Raw genomic sequence first — 24,478 nt, 5'->3', positions numbered from 1 at the left:
GTTTAATTCACTTAAATTATAAAACCAACAGTCCGTGCTCACGCAAACCACTTATTTGCTTTGAGTACCAAAAAAGTTCAAAATCTTGTAATTGAGATTCGTAATCCTTTTTTAACTGACCGTAACTTATTAGTTTATTGGCAGGTTTTAATTTTTCCAAACTAGAAAGTAACCATTCTCCTTTGTCCTTATCCACTGTTATTTCATACTTATTAACCTTAGTATGAAAGCTTAATTCTAGTTGTTGCCAAGTCATTCCTTTCTTCTTCTTTACACGTTCACTAGTCATAGGCATTGCACCGATCCAAGCTACTTTAGCAGTAGGTTTTGTATTCAGTACCAATTCTTGTTCTAAGCAATTATAAATATAATCTGGAGCTATTGTTGACGTAGGTATTTTAAAATCGAACCATTCTTGCAAACTCATATCAAACCCGATACCGTGCATAAAATTGAAAAGTGATTTTTTTAGACCATAACTAAATTTACCATGATCTACACCAATTTTATCTTTGAAGTCAATATCATTATTAGCAAAGCTGATTTGTTTTAAATCTGGAATTACTCCATAATCTTCAGGATTAAGACCTACAGGACTATGCGCTGTTAATGCAAACTGATGCCAAAAACCCGATTGTATAATTCCCAATTCAAACAGCTGGCGCACCATTTCTAAACTATCTACCGTTTCTTGTACCGTTTGTGTCGGGTAGCCGTACATTAAATACGAATGCACCATAATATTAGATTCGGTCAAATTGCGTGTCACTTTGGCAACTTGCTCAACTGTAACACCTTTATCAATCAATTTCAGTAAACGGTCTGATGCTACTTCCAATCCTCCAGAAACAGCAATACAACCAGATGCTTTTAGCAAAAAACATAAATCTTGGGTGAAGTTTTTTTCAAAACGAATATTTGTCCACCAGGTAATGGTCAGGTTTCTTTTCAGAATTTCTAACGCAAAAGCTTTCATCAATGAAGGCGGTGCTGCTTCATCTACAAAATGAAAACCAGATTCACCTGTTTGTTCTATTAAAGTTTCTACACAATCTACCAAAAGACTTGCCGCAACAGGTTCATATATCTTTATATAATCTAAAGAGATATCGCAGAAAGTACATTTACCCCAATAACAACCATGCGCCATGGTGAGTTTATTCCAACGACCATCGCTCCATAAACTATGCATTGGGTTGGCAATTTCAATTACTGAAATATAATTACTTAATTGCAGGTCAGCATAATCTGGAGTACCAATATCTTGCTGTTTATAATCTGGTTGACTACTATTATTTTTATAAACTACTTGGTTATCCTCTAAGATAAAAGTGCGTTTCAATTCTCCTTCGCCATTTATTACAAATTGATGAACAAGTTCTAAAGGAAGTTCTCCATCATCTAACGAAATAAAATCCAAGAATTCAAAAACACGAACATCGGTAAGGCTGCGTAATTCTGTATTTGGGAATCCGCCACCCATAGCAATTTTCACATCAGGATAATTTACTTTTATAAACTGAGCACAGCGAAAAGCACTATATAAATTACCCGGAAAAGGTATCGAAAAACATACTAGTTTAGGCTGAACCTTTTCTACTTGTTCTGCTAATAATTTCAGTGTTAACTCATCAATAAAAGTAGGTGCATTATTTAAGTGATTGTAAAGTTCATCAAATGAATTGGCACTTCTACCTAATCTTTCAGCATATCTACTGAAACCAAAATTAGGATCAATACACTCGACAATAAAATCAGATAAATCTTCAAGATATAAGGTTGCCAAATGTTTGGCTTTATCTTGCATACCCATATTACCAAAAGCCCACTCTAAATCATCCAGTTGTTGAAAACGTGAAGCTTGCGGCAAAAAATTATCGGTACACAACTGTCTTGCCAGCGTATCATTCTTTCCTTGTAAAAACAGAATAACCGCATCTAACATCTTCAAATAATCATAACGAAGGGCATATATTCTCTGGCAATTTTCAGAAACAATAGCATCTGCTTCAAAAGCCATTTCGAATAGTTGCTGAAAGTTACTTTTATTAAATAGTGATAATATAACCTCAATACCTAAATCGGACTGAAAAGAAGAAATACCCTTTGTATTCAAAAACCCTTTAATGTATGCCGTTGCTGGGTACGGAGTATTTAGTTGGGTAAAAGGTGGTGTAATTAGAAGAAGGTCTTTCACAAGGCTATTTTAGAACAATGCTGCAAAGATAACGGATACCTTACTCATTATTCAATATCTCGCGAACCGCTTGCTGATATGCTCTTGGATTATTGGCTTTTTTAATTTTCTTGAATGCCTTATGTGGATTAGACGTTGATTGAGCAAAATACTCCCAAAAGCTCTGCATTTTCATTTTAATGGGTGTTGGTCCTGATAATGCCTCGTCATACTGCTGATAAATAGTATCATGAAACTCAGAGAAAATCTTCCAACGGTCTTTTGGGTATTCGGTGGTATTATTCTTAATCATACTTGGCAGAAATGGGTCGGCAATTAGTCCTCTACCCATCATAAAATGGTCTATTAAAGGGAAACGTTTCTGCATTTCTTGAAACTTCGCAACGGTAGTAATATCACCATTATAATACAATTTATGGGTAGTACTTTCTACACATTTTTGAAAAGCATCTAAATCTACACCACCCTTATACAGCTGTTTTCCTATACGCGCATGTATGGCAATATTTTTTAATGGATAAGAATCAAGAATAGGAAAAACATCTAAAATCTCTTCTGCATTTTCATAGCCCATTCTCATTTTCATAGAAACCACAACATCTGTTTCTTCGTGAGCACGTTTTAAAATATGGTCTATTTTTTCGGGATTACAAATGAGTCCGCTACCCATACCTTGCTTTGTAACCATAGGATAAGGACAGCCTAAATTCCAGTTCAATTCTTTATACCCTAAACTTTGAATATACTTTACTACGAACAAAAATTCATCGGCATCACCAGTCATTACCTGCGGAATAACTTCTAACGTAGTGTTATTCTCTGGCTGTAAATCTTTTTGATAGGAGTTTTTTATCACCATTTTCCCATTCAAACGAATGTATGGTGCATAAAAGGTATCAATACCTCCAAAATATTTATGGAATGCATTGCGGAATCTAAAATCGGTAAAACCCTGTAATGGGGATGATAATAAGGTAACTGACATGTATGTATTACTGCGTTAGGTGCAAGTTCTTCAATTTTGCAACAACAGATTCAGCTGCAAAAATAGCGCCTTCCATGTAACCAGAGTGATGTTTTGACGTTTCTGCTCCAGAAATAAATAATTTACCATCAAATAAAGGTTCATGATACAGTGCATGTCCGCCGTTTTGATGTGGAAATAAATTGTCTTCTTGTCTGTTAGATTTGGTAAATTCTTCATTATACCAAGCCGTTTCGTGATACGATTCGTATTGCAAAGCCTCTACCCCAAATACCATTTTCAACTGCGCTTCTATTTTCTCTATTCTTTGTTCTTTTGAAAAACGAGCGCAACTACCAGATGCAAAACCAACAAGGGCATAAGATTCAGTTTCCAAATTAGATTGGTCGTAAAATTCCGTAAGCGGACCAACATTACTAAATATAGTTCCCGATTTACCCTGCTCTCGCCAGAAAGGTTTCTTATAAGTTAATGCAACTTTAATAGCATCTTGCATCCACGTGTGGGTTTGTTCTGCCAATAATATTACATCTTTTGGCAAAGCGGGTGAAAATTCTATTTGGTCAATTAATGCTGCAGGTGGTAATGTGGTAATAATTACATCTGCATTTAAAGTTCGTGTATTGGTTTTTATTGCGGCACCGTTTTCATACACTGAAATATGCTTAACCACCTCGTTTGTAGATACGGTGTTGGGTTTTAGTTTAGTATTTATGGCATTCAATAAATGTATGGTTCCATTTTTAAATCTGTAACTAGGGCTATCGTTCGGTACTGCAATTTCTTGTGGTGGTACATTTGAAAACGTCTGAAAATAAGACTTACCCGTCATAAATTGTTCAAAATAAGGAACCTTAAATTCCTCAATAAGGTCAGCTAAATGATAATGAGCTTGATTAAACCAAGTAGCCCCCATTTCAACTTTTGCTTTCCCAGATTGTATGGTATGAATTCTACCTCCTATGCGGTCTCGAGCTTCTAGTACCGTTACATTTAACCCAAGTTCTTGCAAACGGTATGCAGTTAAAAGTCCCGTTAAGCCCGCACCGACAATCACTACCGATTTACTCATTATTCTATTTTATTTTGATTAAAACCGGACTAAGAAACTTTTGATTGTAGCACACTTACAGTTACCAACAATTGCCCAATATGTCTTTGACTGTGCTCTGCAGCATGAAATAAGAGACCTAAAACCGTAGTTGGTAATTTTTTCCTGCCCACAGTTCTTGTTTCTGTAAGTGTATGTTCTGAAATGGTCTTAAAAAATGCTAAAGCTTCAGCAACCTTTGTTGAAAATTGTTCTTGCAAATCCTCAACTTCGGTATCTAAATTGAAAGAACCTTCTTGTTTTAAGAATAGAAATTGCTCATCGGTAAGAGACTCACTTTTGGCATAAGTCATCATTCTATCTAAAACACCAGTTATATGATTCATATGGAAACCAACCGATGCCCTACCAGATGTTTTAGCCCATAAAAGTTCTTTAGGGAAATTTGCAGTGTACTTTTTTAAATCTCTTTCAGATTGCAAAAGTGCATGTGCAGCAGGTTGCAAAATATCAGGGATATTTGGTATTGGACCTGCTAACCAAAATTCCATTTTTTCCTGTCCATCATCCATAGTACTCTTACTTTTTAATTCTATTTATAAAGTCTCTCTTGTATCATAGAACTTACCACATAAAAGAGGATAATTAAAGGGATTGCCATAAACTTCATGGTTACGATAAGTACTAAACTGATAATGATAAAAATGTAACGCATGGCATTATCCTTAAAACTTGTATTCTTAAATTTTAAAGCGAATAAAGGAAGGTTTGCATTTAATAGATAGGCGCTAACAACAGTTAACAGTATTAAAAACCACTGATTAAGTATCAAAGTATTTAAAAAATCATTGTTCTGATACAGTAATATAAGGGGTAATGATAATATTAATAGCGCATTAGCCGGAGTAGGCAATCCTATAAAGGAAGAAGTCTGGTTTTCATCAATATTAAATTTCGCCAATCTGTAACCTGATGCCATAGTAATTACAAAACCAAAGAAAGGTATAAGATGTACCAGTTTTAGTTCTCCCGATTCTATAAAGAAGTGAGATCCATCTCCCCAGCCACTAGTTTGTGACATTGCCAATAATTGAAACATTACAATACCAGGAACAAGACCACTGGTAATCATATCTGCAAGGGAATCTAATTGTAAGCCAAGTTCACTTTTTACATCTAGAACACGTGCTGCCAGTCCGTCAAAAAAATCAAAAAATATACCCAAAGCCACGAAAATAGCTGCAATTTCTAATTTATTAAGCACGGCAAAAACAGTTGCCACACAGCCACAAAAAACGTTTAATAGGGTAATAAAATTGGGAATATGCTTTTTCATAAGAATCTGGCTTTTGTTACAAGAACTATTTTTTTCTTGATTGGAGAAATAATGAATTCTCGAATATAAAATATGCTATAAAAATAAGATAATTCTATTGGTTCTAAGTTTTAAAACAATAAAGTAAAACAAGTTTTAAACTAAAGATTGATATTGGATTTCGTGCAACCAATAAATTATAAAAGCTTTTAGAATTAAATATCTTAGTTATTCGCATCTTTGCAGCTATTATGAACTAGTAAAAGTATGTTCAAAAAGCTCACTTTTTTCTTAATGCTACTTTTTGCTTCATTTTGGGGACAATCTCAAAATGTAGAACTTTCCCCGTTATCAAAAATCAGTTTATTGACGGTAGGTACAGGAGAAGATTTAGCTGCTAAATTTGGACACAGTGCTATTAGATTGCAAGACCCAACTTTGGGTATAGATGAAGTCTATGGTTATGGCACATATGATTTTGAAGACCCTAATTTTTATTTGAATTTTACAAGAGGTAAATTATCATATACCATTTCTAGAATTCCGTTTAAATACTTTGATTACTCTTACCAACAAGAAAAACGATGGATCAGAGAGCAAATTTTAGATTTAGATGTACAGCAACGCACCAAAATAGTTGCTTTTTTAGAAAATAATTTACTACCCGAAAATAAAAAATATAAGTATGACTTCTTGTTTGATAATTGTGCCACTAGAATACCTATGGTATTTGAAAAGACTTTAGGAAGCACTTTCAATTTTGACTACAGCTATTTAGAGGACCAGTTAACGTTTCGCGAATTAATTAGATTAAAATTAAACCCTAATTCGTGGTCTAATTTTGGGATTGATTTAGCATTAGGATCTGTAATTGATAGAGAGGCCACGCCATATGAACATTTGTTCTTACCAATTTATGTGTACGAGCAAATGAAACATACCACGCTAGATGGCAAACCAATAGTTAAAAAAGAATCTGTATTATTAGATATTCCAGAACAAGAAGACCGAGCTCTTATTTTCTTGACGCCTCTTTTTTGGCTTAGCATATTACTGATATTGGTCTGTTTTATAACCTACACCGATTATAAAAATTTTAGAAGGAATAAGTGGTTAGATTTTTTCCTGTTCTTAGTAACGGGCTTGGCAGGTGTACTTATAGTCTTTCTTTGGTTCGGCACAGACCACTTGGCAACTAAAGGCAACTTTAATTCGCTATGGGCATTTGCTCCAAATATATTTATAGCATTTTTAATGGTTAAAAGGAATGTCCCGGAATGGATTATTACCTACATCATATTTCTAACCATATTACTAGGAATCACTTGTGTTCTTTGGATGTTTAAAATTCAAGTGTTTTCCATATTATTAGTTATAGTATTACTAGCATTAGCTGTACGATACCTATACCTGATATATTATTTTAAAAGTAAACATCTAGCGAAAAAATAAAAATCAAGATACCTTACATGAATTTACTTACCGTTGAAAACATTTCTAAATCCTATGGCGAATTGGTGCTTTTTGATAACCTATCATTTGGTATCAATAAAGACCAAAAAATTGCTTTAATCGCTAAAAACGGTACAGGAAAAACATCTATACTTAATATACTGTCTGGAGCAGACACGCCAGATTCTGGTCAGGTAAACTATCGCAAATCTACCAGAGTATCCTTTTTGGCTCAAGAGCCGGTAATGGACCCCAATTTAACTGTAGAGGAAACTATTTTTGCTTCTGATAACGAGATTTTAAAAGTTTTATCGAATTACGAAAAGGCATTACTAAACCCTGAAGATGCAGACGCTTATCAAAAAGCATTTGAAGCAATGGATAGATTTGAAGCTTGGGATTTTGAAACCCAATACAAGCAAATTCTTTCTAAGCTAAAGCTTGATGATCTAGATGCCAAAGTAGATAAGTTATCAGGTGGTCAAAAGAAACGTTTGGCTCTTGCCAATGCGCTTATTAATAAGCCAGACCTTTTAGTATTAGATGAGCCTACCAACCATTTAGACTTAGAAATGATTGAATGGTTAGAGGAATTTTTCGCCAAAGAAAACATGACTTTATTTATGGTAACGCACGACCGTTACTTTTTAGAGCGTGTTTGTAATGAAATCATTGAACTTGAAAACGGTAAGCTATATCCTTATAAAGGAAATTATTCTTATTATTTAGAGAAAAAAGAAGCCCGTATTGAGCAAGAAGCCACAGAACAGCATAAAACAGAATTACTTTTTAAGAAGGAATTAGATTGGATGAGAAGGCAGCCGAAAGCCCGTACTACCAAGTCTAAATCTAGAATTGATGATTTTGCGTTAATTAAAGATAAGGCTAGTCAACGTAGAAAAGACCATCAAGTTCAGTTAGAACTTAATATGGAACGTGTTGGAAGCAAGATTCTTGAGCTTCATAAGATTTCTAAGTCTTTCCCTAACAAGCCAATTCTAGACAAGTTCGAATATGTATTTCAAAAAGGAGAACGTATTGGAATCATTGGTAAGAATGGTACAGGCAAGTCTACCTTTTTAAATATTCTTAGTGGAAGAGACCAGCCTGACAGCGGAAAAGTAATTGTAGGTGAAACTATTAAGTTTGGTTACTACACCCAAAAAGGGATTGACATAAAACAAGGTCAAAAGGTTATTGATGTCATTCGGGAATTTGGAGATTATATTCCCCTAATGAAAGGAAAACAGATATCAGCACAACAATTGCTTGAACGTTTTCTATTTGACAGAAAAAAACAATATGATTTTGTAGATAAACTCAGTGGTGGTGAACGCAAACGTCTTTACTTGTGTACCATACTTATTCAGAATCCAAATTTCTTAATACTAGATGAACCTACCAATGATTTAGATATTGTAACGCTTAACGTATTAGAAAGTTTCTTAATGGATTTTCAAGGATGTTTAATGGTGGTTTCTCACGACCGTTACTTTATGGACAAAATCGTAGACCACCTATTTGTGTTTAGAGGTGATGCCGTTGTTGAAGATTTTCCTGGCAACTATTCAGATTATAGAGCCTATGAAGACAGCCAAATCATAGAGAAAAGAGAGCAAAAGGAAACTCAAAGTTCTACGAAAACGAATTGGAAAGAGCCAGACTCGGCTACTAAAGTCTCTTACGCAGACCAACAGGAGTATAAAAAATTAGAGCGTGAAATTCAGAAATTAGAAAAGAAAAAGGTAACACTCCAAGAAAAATTCACCGATGGTTCATTGAGTGGCGATGATATTAAAGCCCTATCTATTGAACTGAAAGAACTGACCGACTCTATTGAAAATAAAACCGAAAGATGGTTTGAACTTTCAGCAATAATGGAAGGTTAAACCCTATTTACATTAAGATTTCACAATACATTTTACTTCTTCCCAAAGATAGTAGACGAACGTTATTTACCGTTCGTCTACAGTAAAATGTCGCCCAACTATATGCGCCAATTTTTGTTTGTTTATGCCTGTACTTTAGCAGTGTAAAACAAATATTATGAAATCATTTATCCTTTTAACCGTTCTTTTTTTCACTTCTTTCTTAGTTCAAGCACAAGCTAACGACGAGAATGTTTCTGTAGAAATTAAAACAGTAGAAGTTGAAATGATTGAAACAATTGATACAGAAAATACAACGGAGGTTGCTAGATTATACAAGAACAAAAACAACAGAGTAATCAAGGCTTTAAAATTCTCAACGAAATTAAACAGCGCTAAACTTTCTTAATCTAAAAACAATTACCCTTTTCGTCCCAATCTTATACCTACCCCATTTCTTACCATTCCCTACTTTCCAATTTATTACCCAATACCGTTTGCCTTAACAAAATCACTACTCCACTACTTTCAAATGCAAATTCAGATATCACCACAAGTTGAGTGATAAGGTTTAGTATAGATAAACCAAACTCTCCTTAAAAGTTTTTATCCCGCATACAAAAAGTCATAATCATAGCACTACACCAATAATTACCGAAGGTTTATGTATAACCATTAGTGGGTATCTATGCAAATACTCATTTTATCCAGTGGTAGTTAACGAACGTTATTTACCATTCGTCTACAGTTAAATACCGACCAACTATAAGCGCCAATTTTTGTTTGGCCTTGAATGTACTTTAGCAGTGTAAAACAAATATCATGAAATCATTTATCCTTTTAACTGTTCTTTTTTTCACTTCTTTCTTAGTTCAAGCACAAGCTAACGACGAGAATGTTTCTGTAGAAATTAAAACAGTAGAAGTTGAAATGATTGAAACAATTGATACAGAAAATACAACGGAGGTTGCTCGATTGTACAAGAACAAAAACAACAGAGTAATCAAGGCTTTAAAATTCTCAACGAAATTGAATAGCGCTAAACTTTCTTAAACAAATATAAATTACCCTTTTCGCCCCAATCGTATACCTACCCCATTTCTTACCATTACCTACTTTCTAATTTATTACCCAATACCGTTTCCCTTAATAAAATCACTACTCCACTACTTTCAAATGCATCTTCAGATATCACCACAGGTTGAGTGATAAGATTTTGTATAGTTAAACTAAACTCTCCATAAAAGGTTTTTATCCCGCATACAAAAAGTCATAATCATAGCACTACACCAATAATTACCGAAGGTTTATGTATAACCATTAGTGGGTATCTATGCAAATACTCATTTTATCCAGTGGTAGTTAACGAACGTTATTTACCATTCGTCTACAGTTAAATACCGACCAACTATAAGCGCCAATTTTTGTTTGGCCTTGAATGTACTTTAGCAGTGTAAAACAAATATCATGAAATCATTTATCCTTTTAACTGTTCTTTTTTTCACTTCTTTCTTAGTTCAAGCACAAGCGAACGACGAGAATGTTTCTTTAGAAATTAAAACAGTAGAAGTTGAAATGATTGAAACAATTGATACAGAAAATACAACGGAGGTTGCTCGATTGTACAAGAACAAAAACAACAGAGTAATCAAGGCTTTAAAATTCTCAACGAAATTGAATAGCGCTAAACTTTCTTAAACAAATATAAATTACCCTTTTCGCCCCAATCGTATACCTACCCCATTTCTTACCATTAACTAGTATTATTATACTATAATCTTTACTGTAAGAATATTAAGTTGCATCACTATACTTACCTTTGACAAAAAATGAAAAAGTTATAGTGTTTCGTTTTCTATCCTATATTAAATTCATCTTTACAGCAACTAATCAGCATGGGGTTCATTCTCCTTTTGTTTATGATTATGTTACCAAATGTCTTTATAATAAAGAAAAATTAAAACTGCCAATAACTTCAAAAGTACTTGTTAAAAGTCTACATTATTTCAACTTTAAAACGGTGCATATTTTAGGGGATAAAAAGATGTTAGAAGCAGCTATTAAAAAATTCTGTACTAATGTTACTTTCACAGAAATCAATGCCGATGTACTAGTTGGAAGCATTTCAGATTTAAAAAACGATGATATTGTGATAAGTAGCCTGTCTAATGATACAATGGTACTTTTAGATGACATTCACAAAGATCAAATAAGTCTTGAGAGTTGGAACAGATTAAAAAAGGAATCACAAGTACGTGTAACCTTAGATTTATTCTACTGTGGAGTTATTTTCTTTAGAAAGGAACAAGTAGAAGAGCATTTTAAAATTCGGATATAAACCAGTAATTTTAAACTAAAGTTATTTTTAATGAACAGTAATACTATATATATAATACTTGGAGTCGTATTTGCTATTTATTTAGCTGTTCGCATTACCAGTAGAAGTAAATCTAATGAGCGAAAATCAAGAAAGTTCATGGAAAATTATGAGCGAAAAGAAAAAAAAGAAGATTTATAGAATATTAAATTCATATTGCAAATTCTTTTTTAAAGCATAACTCCCCTACACCACCACTTTCTTATTCAGCAAAATGAAAATATATACTAAAACAGGAGACGATGGCACTACCGGACTTTTTGGTGGCACACGCGTCGCTAAACATCATATTCGTATAGATAGTTACGGAACTGTAGATGAACTAAATTCTTGGTTAGGACTTATTAGAGATCAAAAAATAGACCCAATCTACCAACAACAATTAATTAATATACAAGAACATTTATTTACCGTAGGCGCAATTTTAGCCACCGATCCAGAAAAAGAAGTTCTTAAAAATGGTAAAGAGCGATTAAAAATCACTAAAGTAGGAACTACAGAAATTGAATTTTTAGAGACCTCCATTGACCAAATGGATGGTCAATTACCTCCAATGACGCATTTCATATTACCTGGTGGTCACACAACAGTGTCATACTGTCATATAGCTAGAACAGTTTGTAGAAGAGCAGAACGCATCTCTACTCTGTTATATCAAAGTGAACCTTTTGATAAAAATGTGCTATCTTTTATAAATAGACTTTCAGATTACCTTTTTGTATTGGCACGGAAGTTGTCATATGATTTACAAGCGAAGGAAATAAAATGGGTTCCTAAAAAAAAGGACTAATAAATCTGTAATTTATTCGTTATCAATTAATAAATGCAAAAAAATCAGTGATAAGAATGAAATTTATCACTAATTTCTTTGCTGTCTCAATTTAAAAATTACTTTTGCAAAAAATTAAAATCAAACAATTACTATGTATTGGACATTAGAATTAGCATCTTATTTAAGTGATGCACCTTGGCCGGCAAGTAAAGATGAGTTAATAGATTACTCCATCAGAACTGGAGCCCCTCTTGAAGTCGTAGAAAATTTACAATCTATGGAAGAAGAAGGTGGCGAAATATATGAATCTATCGAAGAGATCTGGCCTGATTATCCAACGGAAGAAGACTACCTCTGGAACGAGGACGAATATTAATATTCGATATCATAATAACTACAAAAAAGTCTCTTCGGAGGCTTTTTTTTTATGTAATTTTGGCAGGTTCTTAGGTAAATCAGTGTAAAAATCAAGACTGGAATGCCTTTTGCTCTTAAACAGCATCGAACATATTTGTCGATTCTAAAATATTTTGAAAGTCCCTTGACTAAATTGATAGTGAAGAATTTTCAATTCTAATAGTTTATAATATTATGAGTTTCATTAATTCCATCCTAAAGGCATTCGTTGGTGATAAATCACAAAAAGATGTAAAGGAATTACAGCCTTTAGTAGACCAAATAAAGTCATTCGAATCTAAACTGGAAAGCCTTAGTCATGATGATCTTAGGCAAAAAACCATAGAGTTTAAAAAGGTTATTCAAGATTCTATTAAAGAAAAGACCGATCAAATAAAAACTTTAGAAGAAGAGGTTAAGAACTCTACTGATATTGATAAGAATGAGGATATCTACACTGAAATAGATAAGTTAAAAGAAGAAACTTACGCTATTTCTGAAGAGACATTAAATAAATTACTTCCAGAGGCATTTGCGGTAGTTAAAGAAACTGCTAAGCGATTTGCAAATAATGAAACTTTACAAGTAACAGCCTCTGAATATGACAGAACATTGTCAGGTGACAAAGATTACGTTACACTGGAAGGTTCTTATGCTATTTGGAAAAATTCTTGGAACGCCGCAGGTAAAGAAGTTACTTGGGACATGGTACATTACGATGTTCAGCTTATTGGAGGTATCGCCATGCACCAAGGAAAAATTGCAGAGATGCATACAGGAGAAGGTAAAACCTTAGTTGCAACCTTACCTCTATATTTAAATGCTTTAACTGGTAACGGTGCGCACTTGGTTACCGTTAACGATTATTTAGCAAAAAGGGATAGTGCTTGGATGGCACCTATATTTCAATTTCATGGTTTATCTGTAGATTGTATTGATTATCACAGACCAAACTCTGATGGTAGACGCGCAGCATACAATGCCGATATTACATACGGAACGAATAATGAATTTGGTTTTGACTACCTAAGAGATAATATGGCACATACACCAAAAGACTTGGTGCAACGTCCACATAATTATGCAATGGTAGATGAGGTAGATTCTGTATTGGTAGATGATGCTCGTACACCTTTAATTATTTCTGGTCCAGTACCAGAAGGTGATCGTCACGAATTCAATGAGTTAAAACCTAAGGTTGATGAAATTGTAAAAAAACAACGTCAACATTTAACGGGCGTATTAGCTGAGGCTAAAAAATTAATTGCAGAGGGTGATACTAAAGAAGGTGGTTTCCTTTTATTACGTGTATACCGTGGACTTCCAAAGAATAAAGCATTAATTAAATTTTTAAGTGAAGAAGGAGTAAAACAATTACTTCAAAAAACTGAAAATTTCTACATGCAAGACAATAACAGGGAAATGCCTGTTGTTGATGAAGATTTACTTTTCGTTATCGATGAAAAGAACAATCAGATAGAATTGACCGACAAAGGGGTAGATTATATCTCTGGTGAGCAAAACAGAGATTTCTTTGTTATGCCAGATATTGGTGGGGAAATTGCTAAGATTGAAAGTCAAAATCTTGAAATTGAAAAAGAAGCTGAACTAAAAGAAGATCTTTTTAAAGATTTTACTATAAAGAGCGAACGTATACATACTATGAGCCAACTATTAAAGGCTTATACCTTATTTGAAAAGGATACCGAGTATGTTGTTATGGATAATAAGGTGATGATAGTTGATGAGCAAACCGGTCGTATTATGGACGGTCGTAGATACTCTGACGGTTTACACCAAGCTATTGAAGCAAAAGAAAATGTAAAAATCGAAGCTCTAACGCAAACTTTTGCAACGGTAACTTTACAAAACTACTTTAGAATGTACAGCAAACTTGCGGGTATGACAGGTACTGCTGTAACAGAGGCTGGAGAATTTTGGGAAATCTACAAGTTAGATGTTATGGAAATCCCAACTAACAGACCTATTGCTAGAGAGGATAAAAACGATTTAATTTACAAGACTAAGAGAGAAAAATACAACGCAATTATAGAAGAAGTAACCAAAATAAGTCAAGCAGGTAGACCTGTACTTATAGGTACAACTTCTGTTGAAATCTCAGAATTGCTATCTAAATTATTGAGTGTACGTAAAGTACCTCATAATGTATTGAACGCAAAACTTCACAAAAAAGAAGCAGACGTTGTTGCAGAAGCTGGTAATGCAGGTGTGGTAACCATTGCAACCAACATGGCTGGTCGTGGTACGGATATTAAATTATCTGAAGCTGTCAAGAAAGCTGGTGGTCTTGCAATTATTGGAACGGAAAGACATGATTCCCGTCGTGTAGATAGACAGTTACGTGGACGTTCTGGACGTCAAGGAGATCCAGGAAGCTCTCAATTCTATGTTTCTTTAGAAGATAACCTAATGCGTTTATTTGGTTCTGACAGAGTCGCTAAGATGATGGATAAAATGGGCTTGGAAGATGGTGAAGTTATTCAGCATAGTATGATGACCAAATCTATTGAGCGTGCCCAGAAAAAAGTTGAAGAGAATAACTTTGGTGTACGTAAGCGTCTATTGGAATATGATGATGTAATGAACGCACAGCGTGAAGTTGTATACAAGAGAAGACGTCATGCTTTACAGGGCGAGCGTTTAAAGCTTGATATTGCCAATATGGTTTATGATACTTGTGAAGTAATCGTTGAAAGTAATAAAGTTGCAAGTGATTTTAAGAATTTTGAGTTTGAGTTGATTAAATACTTCTCAATGACAGCTCCAATCGATGAAGCTGAATTTGGCAGCATGTCTGCCCAAGAAATTACCGGAAAAATCTACAAAGCTGCATATGATTATTACAATGATAAGATGGAGCGTAATGCAGCAGCAGCTTTTCCTGTAATTAAAAAAGTACACGAAGACAACGCAAATAATTTTGAACGTATTGTTGTTCCTTTTACAGATGGTATTAAGAGTTTGAATGTTGTTACAAACCTTCAAGAAGCTTATGATAGTAACGGTAAGCAATTAATTACTGATTTTGAAAAGAATATCTCATTAGCAATTATAGATGATTCTTGGAAAACCCATCTTCGTAAAATGGATGAGTTAAAGCAATCGGTTCAATTAGCGGTACACGAACAAAAAGATCCATTACTTATTTACAAGTTTGAAGCATTTGAACTTTTTAAATCAATGATAGAGAAAGTAAACAAAGATGTTGTTTCTTTCTTATTCAAAGGAGAATTGCCTTCAGAGAATCCGAACGCTATTCAAGAAGAAAGAAACATTCAACGCTCTAAAGAAAATTTACAAACGACAAAAGAGGAAATTCCAAATAGTGATGAATTAGCGGCACGTAGTAGAGCTGTAAGTCAAAATCAGGCTGAACGCCCTGCTGTTACTGAGACTATCACTAGAGAACAACCAAAAATAGGTCGTAATGAACGTGTTACTATTAAAAATGTAATGAGTGGAGAAAGTAAAACGGTAAAGTTTAAACAAGCAGAACCTCTTTTACAAAACGGAAGTTGGGTTTTGACTCAAGACTAAATTCAATAGAAAAAAGTTTTAATAAAAAAGGCATCTAAATGGATGCCTTTTTTATTTATGAATACTTAACCAGCTATTACTAAACAATATAGACGAAGCATAAATATTGTAATCATATTTCTAATAATTCATGAAAAACGGACATTAACAATTAATTCAACATTTTTAACCAATTTTTAGGCAAAAAAAATGTGTTATTCAGAAAATTTTTTGGTGTTTTTAATACACTAAGTCAGAAAAAACTAGCATAATGATAAAAACATAATTAGATTTACATTACGTAATACGTATGTTTCTAGTACATAAATAATTTCTATGCCCGGATTTACCATTGACAATGAACGTCTTCAGGATAAAACCAAACTTTTCTTAAGGGTAAATTATACCACAAGCATTATTGCATTCCTATTTGGAATATTGTGCTATTTTATATTAAAGATAACCCAAGTAATTCCGTTTGTACTTATTGGCTTTTCATTATTAAATATTGTCAATTTATTATATTTCAAAGTCCATAAAAATATATTACCCACTTTTAATTTCTCTTCTATTATAGGTATAATATGCGCAACCATCGTTACCTTATACAGTGGTGGAATTTATAGCCCGTTTATATTCATGATTCCGCTAATTGCTTTTGGAGGTTTCATAAATAGTATCAGATATGGCAGAATATACTTGAATGTTATTTTTGTAATTATTATTGCAGTTTTTACGCAATCTATACCTGAACTTAGTTTTACATACAATGTAGTCCCTGAGGAATCTGCTGCAATTTTTAGTCTTGTTAGCATCTTATTTTCAGTTTTCGTTTTAGGTAATACATTCGGAAAAAGCTTATTAAAAACCTATAATGCCTTATATAGTTCAAAAAAAGCTTTGGCCAACCAAGTACATGAAAAAGAAAATCTGCTTAAAGAAGTACACCACCGAGTAAAAAACAATTTACAAACTGTATCTAGTTTGTTAAGTCTTCAATCTCGTAATATAGAAGCGGGCCCAATGAAAGGACTTCTAAAAAGCACACAAAATAGGGTTATTGCCATGGCTATGGTTCATGAAATGCTCTATATGCGCAGTGATATCAGCCATATTGAATATAAGGATTATGTAAAAGAATTAAGTGAGTATTTAATTAGATCCATAAAAGGAAACGATAATAATGTCGATTTAAAAATTGATATACCAGATATTAAACTGGGAATAGATACCGCTATTCCATTAGGTTTGTTAATAAATGAAACATTAACCAATGCTTTGAAATATGGGATTGAAAGTGATGATGAAGGTGAAATAAATATTAAACTTCAAAAAGACACTACAATAGAACATTGCTATGTTTTAGAAATTGGCGACAACGGTATTGGTTTTCCTGAAACAATCAATTACAAAAACACCAAATCACTAGGTTTAAAATTAATACACAACCTAACTCGTCAATTAAAAGGTACTATCGTCCGCGACCCTTCTAAAAAAGGTACCAATTATATAATAAAATTTCAGGAAATCAAGCAGCAGTTATCACCAACACTATAAAATCACTTATCAATTTTTATCACTAACGCAATAATGTTTAGTGAACCATAGTAATGCTAGCAAATCTTTATACTAATACCTATATTTAAGCGACTAACTTTCAAACCGCGCTTAATGATCAAAAAATTACTACTATTGGTATTCCTTTATGGAACTACCATTTCGGCACAAGATTATTTCTACCAAAAATTTCAACCTTTCAATTCCGAAATACCATCTCCTAAAGCATTTTTGGGTTACGGTATAGGTGAACACCATACAAGACACGATCTAATTGTGGCTTATCTTGAAAAACTAGCTGAAGTCTCAGACAGGGCATCGATAGCAGAGTATGGCAGAACACATGAGGGACGTAAATTAGTTATGTTAACCATTACCGCTCCAGAAAATCAAAGCAACCTAGATCAACTAAAAGAGGAACATTTAGCTTTTACAGACCCTAAAAAATCAGTTTCCAATTATGGTGACGTTCCAATCTTCATTAATCTAGCATACAATGTACATGGTAATGAACCTTCTAGTTCAGAAGCGGCATTACTTACAGCCTATACATTTGCGGCTTCAGAAAATCCTGAAATATTAAATTACTTAAAGAACGCTGTAATCTTTATTGACCCAACCATTAATCCTGATGGTCGAGACAGACACACACAATGGGCAAACACATACCAAGGAAATCCAGAAGTTGCAGACCCACAAGATGTTGAACATAATGAATACTGGCCAATGGGAAGAACAAACCATTATTGGTTTGACCTCAACAGAGATTGGTTATTAGCAATTAACCCAGAGAGTAGAGGAAAATTAAATTGGTACCACCAATGGTACCCAAATGTCGTTACAGATTTTCATGAAATGGGTACGCAAAGTACCTATTTCTTTGAACCAATGAAAACAAATGCCTCATATGATCCTATCATGCCTAAAGAGAATTATGAAGATTTAAATACCCTTTTTGGTAATGCATTTTCTAAGAGTTTAGATAGTATTGGATCTCTTTACTTCACCAAAGAAGTTTTTGATGGCACCTACCCTGGTTATGGATCTTCATACCCTGACCTACAAGGTGGTCTTGGATTATTATTCGAGCAAGCCAGTTCTAGAGGTCATAGACAAACTACAGCATTTGGAGAAATAACGTTCGCTTTTACTATTAGAAACCAATACGTTTCTGGGATAACAACGGTAAAAACTGCAGTTAACAACAAAGAATATATGCGTAGGTATCAGCAGAAATTCTTTAAAAGTGCCTTAACCAACGCTGCTAAAAGTAAAGTTAAAGGCTATACTTTTGGTGATGTTCATGACAAAAACAGAACAAAAGCATTTATAGATAAGTTATTGCTACATAAAATAGACGTTTATCGTTCTGGAGACTCATTTACGGTACCGACACAACAGCCTCAATACAGAATGGTACAAACGATGTTTGAAACGTATGAGAAGTATAGAGATAGTGTTTATTATGATGCTTCTGCATGGTCGGTTGCTAACTTCTATAATATGAAATACAAGTCGGTAAACACACTTAACCTTGGCGATAAAATTACTGAAACAAAAAACTTGATATCTATAAGTCCGGTTCAAAAATCTAATTATGCCTATGTTATGGACTGGGATGATTATAATGCCCCTGCTGCTCTTGTGTATTTACAGAAAAAAGGCATTGTAGCTTCTTCTGCAGCTAAGCTATTCAGCATAAAAACCAAAAACGACACCAAAAAGTTTAATTATGGTGCTGTCTTAGTTCCTGTTAGCCTACAAAAAGAAGATGCAGCTGCAGTGTACAAAAGTATTAAAGAAGCACAAGAAAAATTCGAAGTGCCTATTTACGCAGTAGATTCTGGTCTTAGTTTAGAAGGTGTAGATTTAGGTAGCGGCAATATTTCACCAATTAAAAAAACAAGGGCTGTAATGTTGATTGGCGATAGCGTAAGTTCTTATGAAGCAGGGGAAGTTTGGCATTTGCTAGATACTCGTGTTCACATGCCTATAACTAAAATACCAATGCGTAATTTCAACAAGGTAAGTTTAGACAAATACAACACCATGGTTATGGTTTCTGGAAAATATAACCTTACCGGGAAACAAATGTCTAAAATTAAAGATTGGACCAGTAAGGGTAACACTCTTATTACAATAGGTACTGCTAGCAAATGGGCTGTTGAGAAAAAGTTAGTAAAAGAAAAACTTACCAAAACGGAAAAAGATTCTACCCAAATCGCTGTGAGAAAACCATATGTAGATGCACGTGAAAATATTGGAAAGGAAAGTCTTGGTGGAGTTATTTTAAACGTTGATTTAGATATTACCCACCCGCTAGCTTATGGATATAGAGACAGTAACATTCCTGTGTATAAAAATAATTCAGTTTGGTTAACACCAAGTAAAAACTCATATGCAACAATAGCAAAATATACTAAAAATCCACATATAGACGGATTTATAACTGAGAAGAATATGCAAGAAAACATATTAAATTCAGCATCTCTTATTGTCAGTAAATTGGGTAGTGGCAGAGTAGTTCTTTTTGCGGACAATCCCAACTTTAGAGGTTCATGGTATGGAACCAATAGATTATTTCTAAATGCGCTTATTCTAGGAGACAAAATAAAAATACCTTCAGAAGACTAACATTAATTACTACTAATTAATACGGAAAAATGAAAAACATAAAAGCACTGCTACTATTAGGAATTGTCTTTTTAATGACAACACCTTTATTATCGCAATCCTTAGAAGGTGATGGTCCACATTCACAATTGATTATTAGAGGCGTTATACTCATAAATGGAAATGGAGCACCACCGCAAGGTCCTATAGATATTGTTGTAGAAAATAATATCATTAAAGATGTTAAGGTTGTTGGTTACCCCGGTGTAGCTATTGATGACAGCAAAAGACCACAACTTAAAGCGGGAGGCAAAGAATTAGATTGTACAGGAATGTACTTAATGCCAGGTTTTATAGATATGCATACTCACATAGGTGGTGACTCACAAGGAGCTGACCCTGATTATGTTTTTAAACTTTGGATGGCACATGGTGTTACTACGGTACGTGAAGTTGCTGGCAGAGGTATTGATATTGCTTTAGATTTAAAACATAAAAGTGAAAAGAATGAAATAACGGCTCCCCGCATTATTTCATACACCGCATTTGGGCAAACTAGTAAATCATTCAACCCTTTAAACGACATTCCGATTTCCACTACAGAGCAAGCAAGAGAATGGGTAAGAGCTAATGCAAAAAAAGGAGCTGATGGTATTAAATTCTTTGGTGCCGAACCTGCGATTATGGAAGCAGCATTAGATGAAAACAAAAAACTGGGCTTAGGTTCAGCCTGTCATCATGCGCAAATGAGTGTTGCAAGATGGAATGTGCTACATTCTGCAAGAGCAGGACTAACCTCTATGGAACATTGGTACGGACTACCAGAAGCTTTATTTGAAGACCGAACAGTACAAGATTTTCCTTTAGATTATAATTACCAAAATGAGCAACATCGTTTTGAAAATGCAGGTAAATTATGGGCGCAGGCAGCAGAACCTTACTCTGAACATTGGAACAATGTAATGAATGAGTTGATTGCATTGGATTTTACTATGGATCCTACTTTTAATATTTATGAGGCAAGTAGAGATTTACAACGTGCCAGACGTGCAGAATGGCATGAAGATTATACATTACCTTCTCTTTGGGAATTTTACCAGCCTAGCAAGATATCACATGGGTCATATTGGCATGATTGGGGTACCGAACAAGAAGTGGAATGGAGAAATAATTACAAACTGTGGATGACCTTTATTAATGAATATAAAAACAGAGGTGGTAGAGTGACTACAGGGTCAGATTCTGGATTCATTTTCCAACTTTATGGCTTTGCTTATATACGAGAACTAGAACTTATGCGTGAAGCAGGCTTTCATCCATTAGAAATAATACAATCTGCCACATTAAATGGTGCTGAAGCATTAGGTATGGATGACAAATTAGGATCTGTCACTATCGGGAAATTGGCAGATTTTGTCGTAGTAGAAGAAAATCCGCTACAAAATCTTAAAGTATTATATGGTACGGGAGCTATTAAACTTACCGAGGATAACGAGGTGGTTCGTGTTGGTGGTATAAAATATACTATAAAGGATGGAATTGTTTATGACTCCAAAGCCCTATTAGCTGACGTAAAACGCCAAGTAGACGAGGCAAAAGCTAAAAGGAATTATACTATAAAGCAGCCAGGTGTTAAAAATTAAAATTTACGTTTGTCTACTAGTACTTTGATAGTACGAACTTTCTTTTTGTTTTTTGCCGCGAAAGCAATAGTAGCAATAACAATAAAAGCAGATATTAAAATTGTAAATAACATCATAATTTCAAATTTAAAAGGTGCTTCGTTGCACCTTTTTATATAGGGCAAAGATTATGCCAATTTACCGTAACCCTTAGCAGTAATAAAACCTAATTCTTTATTAACTCTTGCATTCTTATATCTGTACAAACGAGCTACCAAAGTTTCAGTAGTGATTGTAATCGTTTTCTTGTTACTAATATGGTTAAGGCTATCAACCATAACAGTACCCATTTCAATAGTGTTAATTTTATCATCTGTTTGGGGTGTTTGTGCTGAAGCTATTACGCCAGCGAAAAGTATTATTAGTAAGGTAAATATTGCTTTCATATCTCAATGTTGAACAATATAAAGGTACCTTCAGCCCCATCAATAAGCCTTTTCGCCTCGCTGAACTGCTATAATTTTCGCCTAGCGTAAAAATCTATGATGAATCGACAAAAAGTGTCGACGAACGGATTTTAGTCTAAGATCAGCATACCGACTCAGTATGCATTTCGTCGATGAATTTAAATGGATGAAAAATTAATTCCCTTAAAAATAAGGCTAAATGAAGCTATCCAATCCTGTAGTAGATAGGGGCAGCAATAAAAAATTCTTGGAGTTATTTTTTATTTCGTCCTCGTTTACCGTAGTTTTTATCACCACGGGTTTTAGGTTTGGTATATTTCTTTTGAATGATACGTTGATAAGAACCACCTTGATTTTCTTTTTTATTCTTATCTGATTTCTCATGAAAACTTGCACCACGTTCCTCTTCATTGATGTTTAGCGGATTCTCTCGCTCCCTGTGCTTAGGTTGCTCATCAAAAGTAAGTTGAGTAGCTATTGCTACATTTTCAGGTAATGGCAGTTGGTTAATCTTATGAGACATTAATTCTTCAATAGCATCTTTTGACTCTTCCTCTTGCGGTGTAAACAATAAGATTGAAGTTCCCTCCTTCTCTGCCCTACCTGTTCTACCAATACGGTGCATATAGTTTTCAGGATAAGCTGGTGTATCAAAATTGATTACATGAGATATCTCCTGTAAATCCAATCCACGTGCCATTACATCGGTAGTAACCAAAATGCGGTTCTTACCTTCATCGAATTGGTTTATAGAACGTAATCTGTAGTTCTGTGTCTTGTTAGAGTGAATAATACAGATTTCTTCACTAAAAAATTCAGACATTTCTTTAAATAATAAATCTGCACTTCGCTTACTAGAAACAAAGACCAGAACTTTATGGTACATTTCTTCGTCCTGTAATAAGCTTACCAATAAATTCACTTTCGTATAAAAATTGGGTGTAGCATAACCATATTGCGTAATATTTTCTAATGGTGTTCCACTTACCGCAATGGCTATTTTTTTAACTCCGGTAAAGAAATCGGTAATAAATAATTCAATATCGTCCGTCATTGTGGCAGAAAACATAATGTTCTGTCTCTTTTGCGGTAACAACTCAAAAATATTCACCAATTGAAATCTGAAGCCTAAATCTAACATTACATCGACCTCATCGATAACAAGTTTTTTTACCTGTTTTAATTGAACAGCTTTGGTTAAGATTAAGTCATACAATCTTGCTGGTGTGGCTACCAGAACATCTGTACCTAATGCCAAGGCATCTTTTTGACGAAGCATACTCTTACCTCCAAAAACTCCTAAAACACGAATTCCGGAATATTTAGCAAGCTTTTCCGCTTCTTCAACAACTTGTACTACCAACTCACGTGTAGGCACAAGAACGACAACCTTAGGGTGAATATCCTTTGAAAAATTTAGTGTATTTAAAATAGGAAGTAAATAAGCAAAAGTCTTACCTGTACCCGTTTGTGCAATACCTACTACATCGCTACCGCTCATAACAATAGGAAAAGCTTTCTCTTGAATTGGGGTTGTGTTTTCAAAACCTAAATCGGTAAGCGCTTTTTCTAAATTTCTTGAAATCTTTAAATCGGTAAACAACGGCATAAGAATCACATTTGTATTATGAGTGCAAAGCTATGCTGATTAGTTGACAATTCCCGAAAACTGAGCCAATTATCGGTTTTAATAATGACTTTTACTGATTATTAATCTATTTTATATACTTTTTACCATGAAAGAAATCAAGAAACAATTTTTTACCCTTCAAATTCTACACAAGTAGACTGATGCCTTACATCAAAATTGACGGAATTAGCAATGAAACAAAACTCGTTTGCTTTTTTGTGCAAGGCTTGTGCCTTATCTATCATAGAAGCGTGTTTCACTTTCACCAAAGGTTTTAAAACTACTTCTGAAAACTGACCACTACCGTTTGCGTTTTCAACCATAGTCCCCGTAGCAAAATCTGTATATTCTAAAACAACCACTTTAGCCTCTGAACATAAGTGCAGATACCAAAGCATGTGGCAAGAAGAAATGGAAGATACCAATAACTCTTCTGGGTTATATTTAGAGGAATCTCCTCTAAATGCTGGGTCAGAAGAACACAAAATAGATACTTTCTTCTCTACGGATATCGTATGACTTCTTTCAAACTCACGATAGTTAGATGTGCCTGTACCTTTATTACCGGTCCATTCCACCTTCGTTTCATACTTGTGTTCCTTACCCATACTATTAATTTGAAATTGCAATTACTATATT

21 protein-coding genes are annotated in these 24,478 nt (G+C 34.1%); 13 read left to right on the top strand and 8 right to left on the bottom strand.

Going from position 1 to position 24,478, the window contains the following annotated elements; genetic code table 11:
• Positions 1–16 precede the first annotated feature (16 nt).
• From P178_RS0100825 to P178_RS0100805, 5 genes are read right to left on the bottom strand one after another with little or no spacing between them, the layout of a single operon-like run.
• Complete coding sequence (locus P178_RS0100825) at positions 17–2,197, bottom strand: B12-binding domain-containing radical SAM protein (protein WP_027064453.1); 2,181 nt, start codon at positions 2,195–2,197, stop codon at positions 17–19.
• A 40-nt stretch (positions 2,198–2,237) separates the two neighbouring features.
• Complete coding sequence (locus P178_RS0100820; RefSeq protein ID WP_027064452.1) at positions 2,238–3,182, bottom strand: tRNA dihydrouridine synthase; 945 nt, start codon at positions 3,180–3,182, stop codon at positions 2,238–2,240.
• Between the two features lie 7 nt (positions 3,183–3,189).
• On the bottom strand, positions 3,190–4,254 hold the full coding sequence (locus P178_RS0100815; protein ID WP_036145438.1) for a flavin monoamine oxidase family protein: 1,065 nt from the start codon (positions 4,252–4,254) through the stop codon (positions 3,190–3,192).
• A gap of 29 nt (positions 4,255–4,283) precedes the next feature.
• A complete protein-coding gene (locus P178_RS0100810; protein ID WP_027064450.1) occupies positions 4,284–4,805 on the bottom strand; it encodes a DinB family protein in 522 nt (173 codons plus the stop codon).
• Between the two features lie 20 nt (positions 4,806–4,825).
• Complete coding sequence (locus P178_RS0100805) at positions 4,826–5,569, bottom strand: CDP-alcohol phosphatidyltransferase family protein (protein ID WP_027064449.1); 744 nt, start codon at positions 5,567–5,569, stop codon at positions 4,826–4,828.
• 246 nt (positions 5,570–5,815) lie between these two features.
• Here P178_RS0100805 and P178_RS0100800 point away from each other — a divergent pair, with 246 nt between their 5' ends.
• The 13 genes from P178_RS0100800 to P178_RS0100740 all read left to right on the top strand — a co-directional run bounded on the left by P178_RS0100800 (position 5,816) and on the right by P178_RS0100740 (position 21,763).
• A complete protein-coding gene (locus P178_RS0100800) occupies positions 5,816–7,000 on the top strand; it encodes a DUF4105 domain-containing protein (protein ID WP_027064448.1) in 1,185 nt (394 codons plus the stop codon).
• Between the two features lie 17 nt (positions 7,001–7,017).
• Positions 7,018–8,889 (top strand): ABC-F family ATP-binding cassette domain-containing protein, encoded by a 1,872-nt coding sequence (locus tag P178_RS0100795; protein WP_027064447.1) that lies wholly within the window; start codon positions 7,018–7,020, stop codon positions 8,887–8,889.
• 157 nt (positions 8,890–9,046) lie between these two features.
• Positions 9,047–9,277, top strand: a complete 231-nt coding sequence (locus tag P178_RS0100790; protein ID WP_027064446.1) for a hypothetical protein — start codon at positions 9,047–9,049, stop codon at positions 9,275–9,277.
• Positions 9,278–9,690: 413 nt separating this feature from the next.
• A complete protein-coding gene (locus P178_RS0100785; protein WP_027064446.1) occupies positions 9,691–9,921 on the top strand; it encodes a hypothetical protein in 231 nt (76 codons plus the stop codon).
• Between the two features lie 414 nt (positions 9,922–10,335).
• A complete protein-coding gene (locus P178_RS0100780) occupies positions 10,336–10,566 on the top strand; it encodes a hypothetical protein (RefSeq protein WP_027064445.1) in 231 nt (76 codons plus the stop codon).
• A 121-nt stretch (positions 10,567–10,687) separates the two neighbouring features.
• Positions 10,688–11,206, top strand: a complete 519-nt coding sequence (locus P178_RS0100775) for a hypothetical protein (protein WP_027064444.1) — start codon at positions 10,688–10,690, stop codon at positions 11,204–11,206.
• A gap of 30 nt (positions 11,207–11,236) precedes the next feature.
• Positions 11,237–11,386, top strand: coding sequence for a hypothetical protein (locus tag P178_RS23340; protein WP_177214941.1), 150 nt, complete (start codon positions 11,237–11,239; stop codon positions 11,384–11,386).
• 73 nt (positions 11,387–11,459) lie between these two features.
• Positions 11,460–12,035 (top strand): cob(I)yrinic acid a,c-diamide adenosyltransferase, encoded by a 576-nt coding sequence (locus P178_RS0100765; protein ID WP_027064443.1) that lies wholly within the window; start codon positions 11,460–11,462, stop codon positions 12,033–12,035.
• Positions 12,036–12,168: 133 nt separating this feature from the next.
• The gene (locus tag P178_RS0100760; protein WP_027064442.1) at positions 12,169–12,393 is read left to right on the top strand and encodes a DUF2795 domain-containing protein; all 225 of its coding nucleotides are present in this window, start codon (positions 12,169–12,171) and stop codon (positions 12,391–12,393) included.
• 215 nt (positions 12,394–12,608) lie between these two features.
• Entirely contained in the window at positions 12,609–15,971 is a 3,363-nt protein-coding gene (secA, locus tag P178_RS0100755; RefSeq protein WP_027064441.1) for a preprotein translocase subunit SecA, read from the top strand.
• A 315-nt stretch (positions 15,972–16,286) separates the two neighbouring features.
• The gene (locus P178_RS0100750; RefSeq protein WP_036145432.1) at positions 16,287–17,507 is read left to right on the top strand and encodes a sensor histidine kinase; all 1,221 of its coding nucleotides are present in this window, start codon (positions 16,287–16,289) and stop codon (positions 17,505–17,507) included.
• A gap of 114 nt (positions 17,508–17,621) precedes the next feature.
• Positions 17,622–20,141 (top strand): M14 metallopeptidase family protein, encoded by a 2,520-nt coding sequence (locus tag P178_RS0100745; RefSeq protein WP_027064439.1) that lies wholly within the window; start codon positions 17,622–17,624, stop codon positions 20,139–20,141.
• Positions 20,142–20,215: 74 nt separating this feature from the next.
• Positions 20,216–21,763 (top strand): amidohydrolase family protein, encoded by a 1,548-nt coding sequence (locus P178_RS0100740; RefSeq protein ID WP_231500493.1) that lies wholly within the window; start codon positions 20,216–20,218, stop codon positions 21,761–21,763.
• A 167-nt stretch (positions 21,764–21,930) separates the two neighbouring features.
• Here P178_RS0100740 and P178_RS0100730 read toward each other — a convergent pair whose 3' ends face one another.
• From P178_RS0100730 to P178_RS0100720, 3 genes are all read right to left on the bottom strand, one after another.
• A complete protein-coding gene (locus P178_RS0100730) occupies positions 21,931–22,188 on the bottom strand; it encodes a hypothetical protein (RefSeq protein WP_027064437.1) in 258 nt (85 codons plus the stop codon).
• Positions 22,189–22,462: 274 nt separating this feature from the next.
• A complete protein-coding gene (locus P178_RS0100725; protein WP_027064436.1) occupies positions 22,463–23,818 on the bottom strand; it encodes a DEAD/DEAH box helicase in 1,356 nt (451 codons plus the stop codon).
• Between the two features lie 152 nt (positions 23,819–23,970).
• A complete protein-coding gene (locus P178_RS0100720) occupies positions 23,971–24,447 on the bottom strand; it encodes an OsmC family protein (RefSeq protein WP_027064435.1) in 477 nt (158 codons plus the stop codon).
• Positions 24,448–24,478 lie beyond the last annotated feature (31 nt).

Source organism: Maribacter sp. Hel_I_7, assembly GCF_000688315.1.
GTDB lineage: Bacteria > Bacteroidota > Bacteroidia > Flavobacteriales > Flavobacteriaceae > Maribacter > Maribacter stanieri.
Note: the sequence above shows the minus strand (reverse complement) of the source record. Positions and strands in the feature narration are given on the sequence as shown.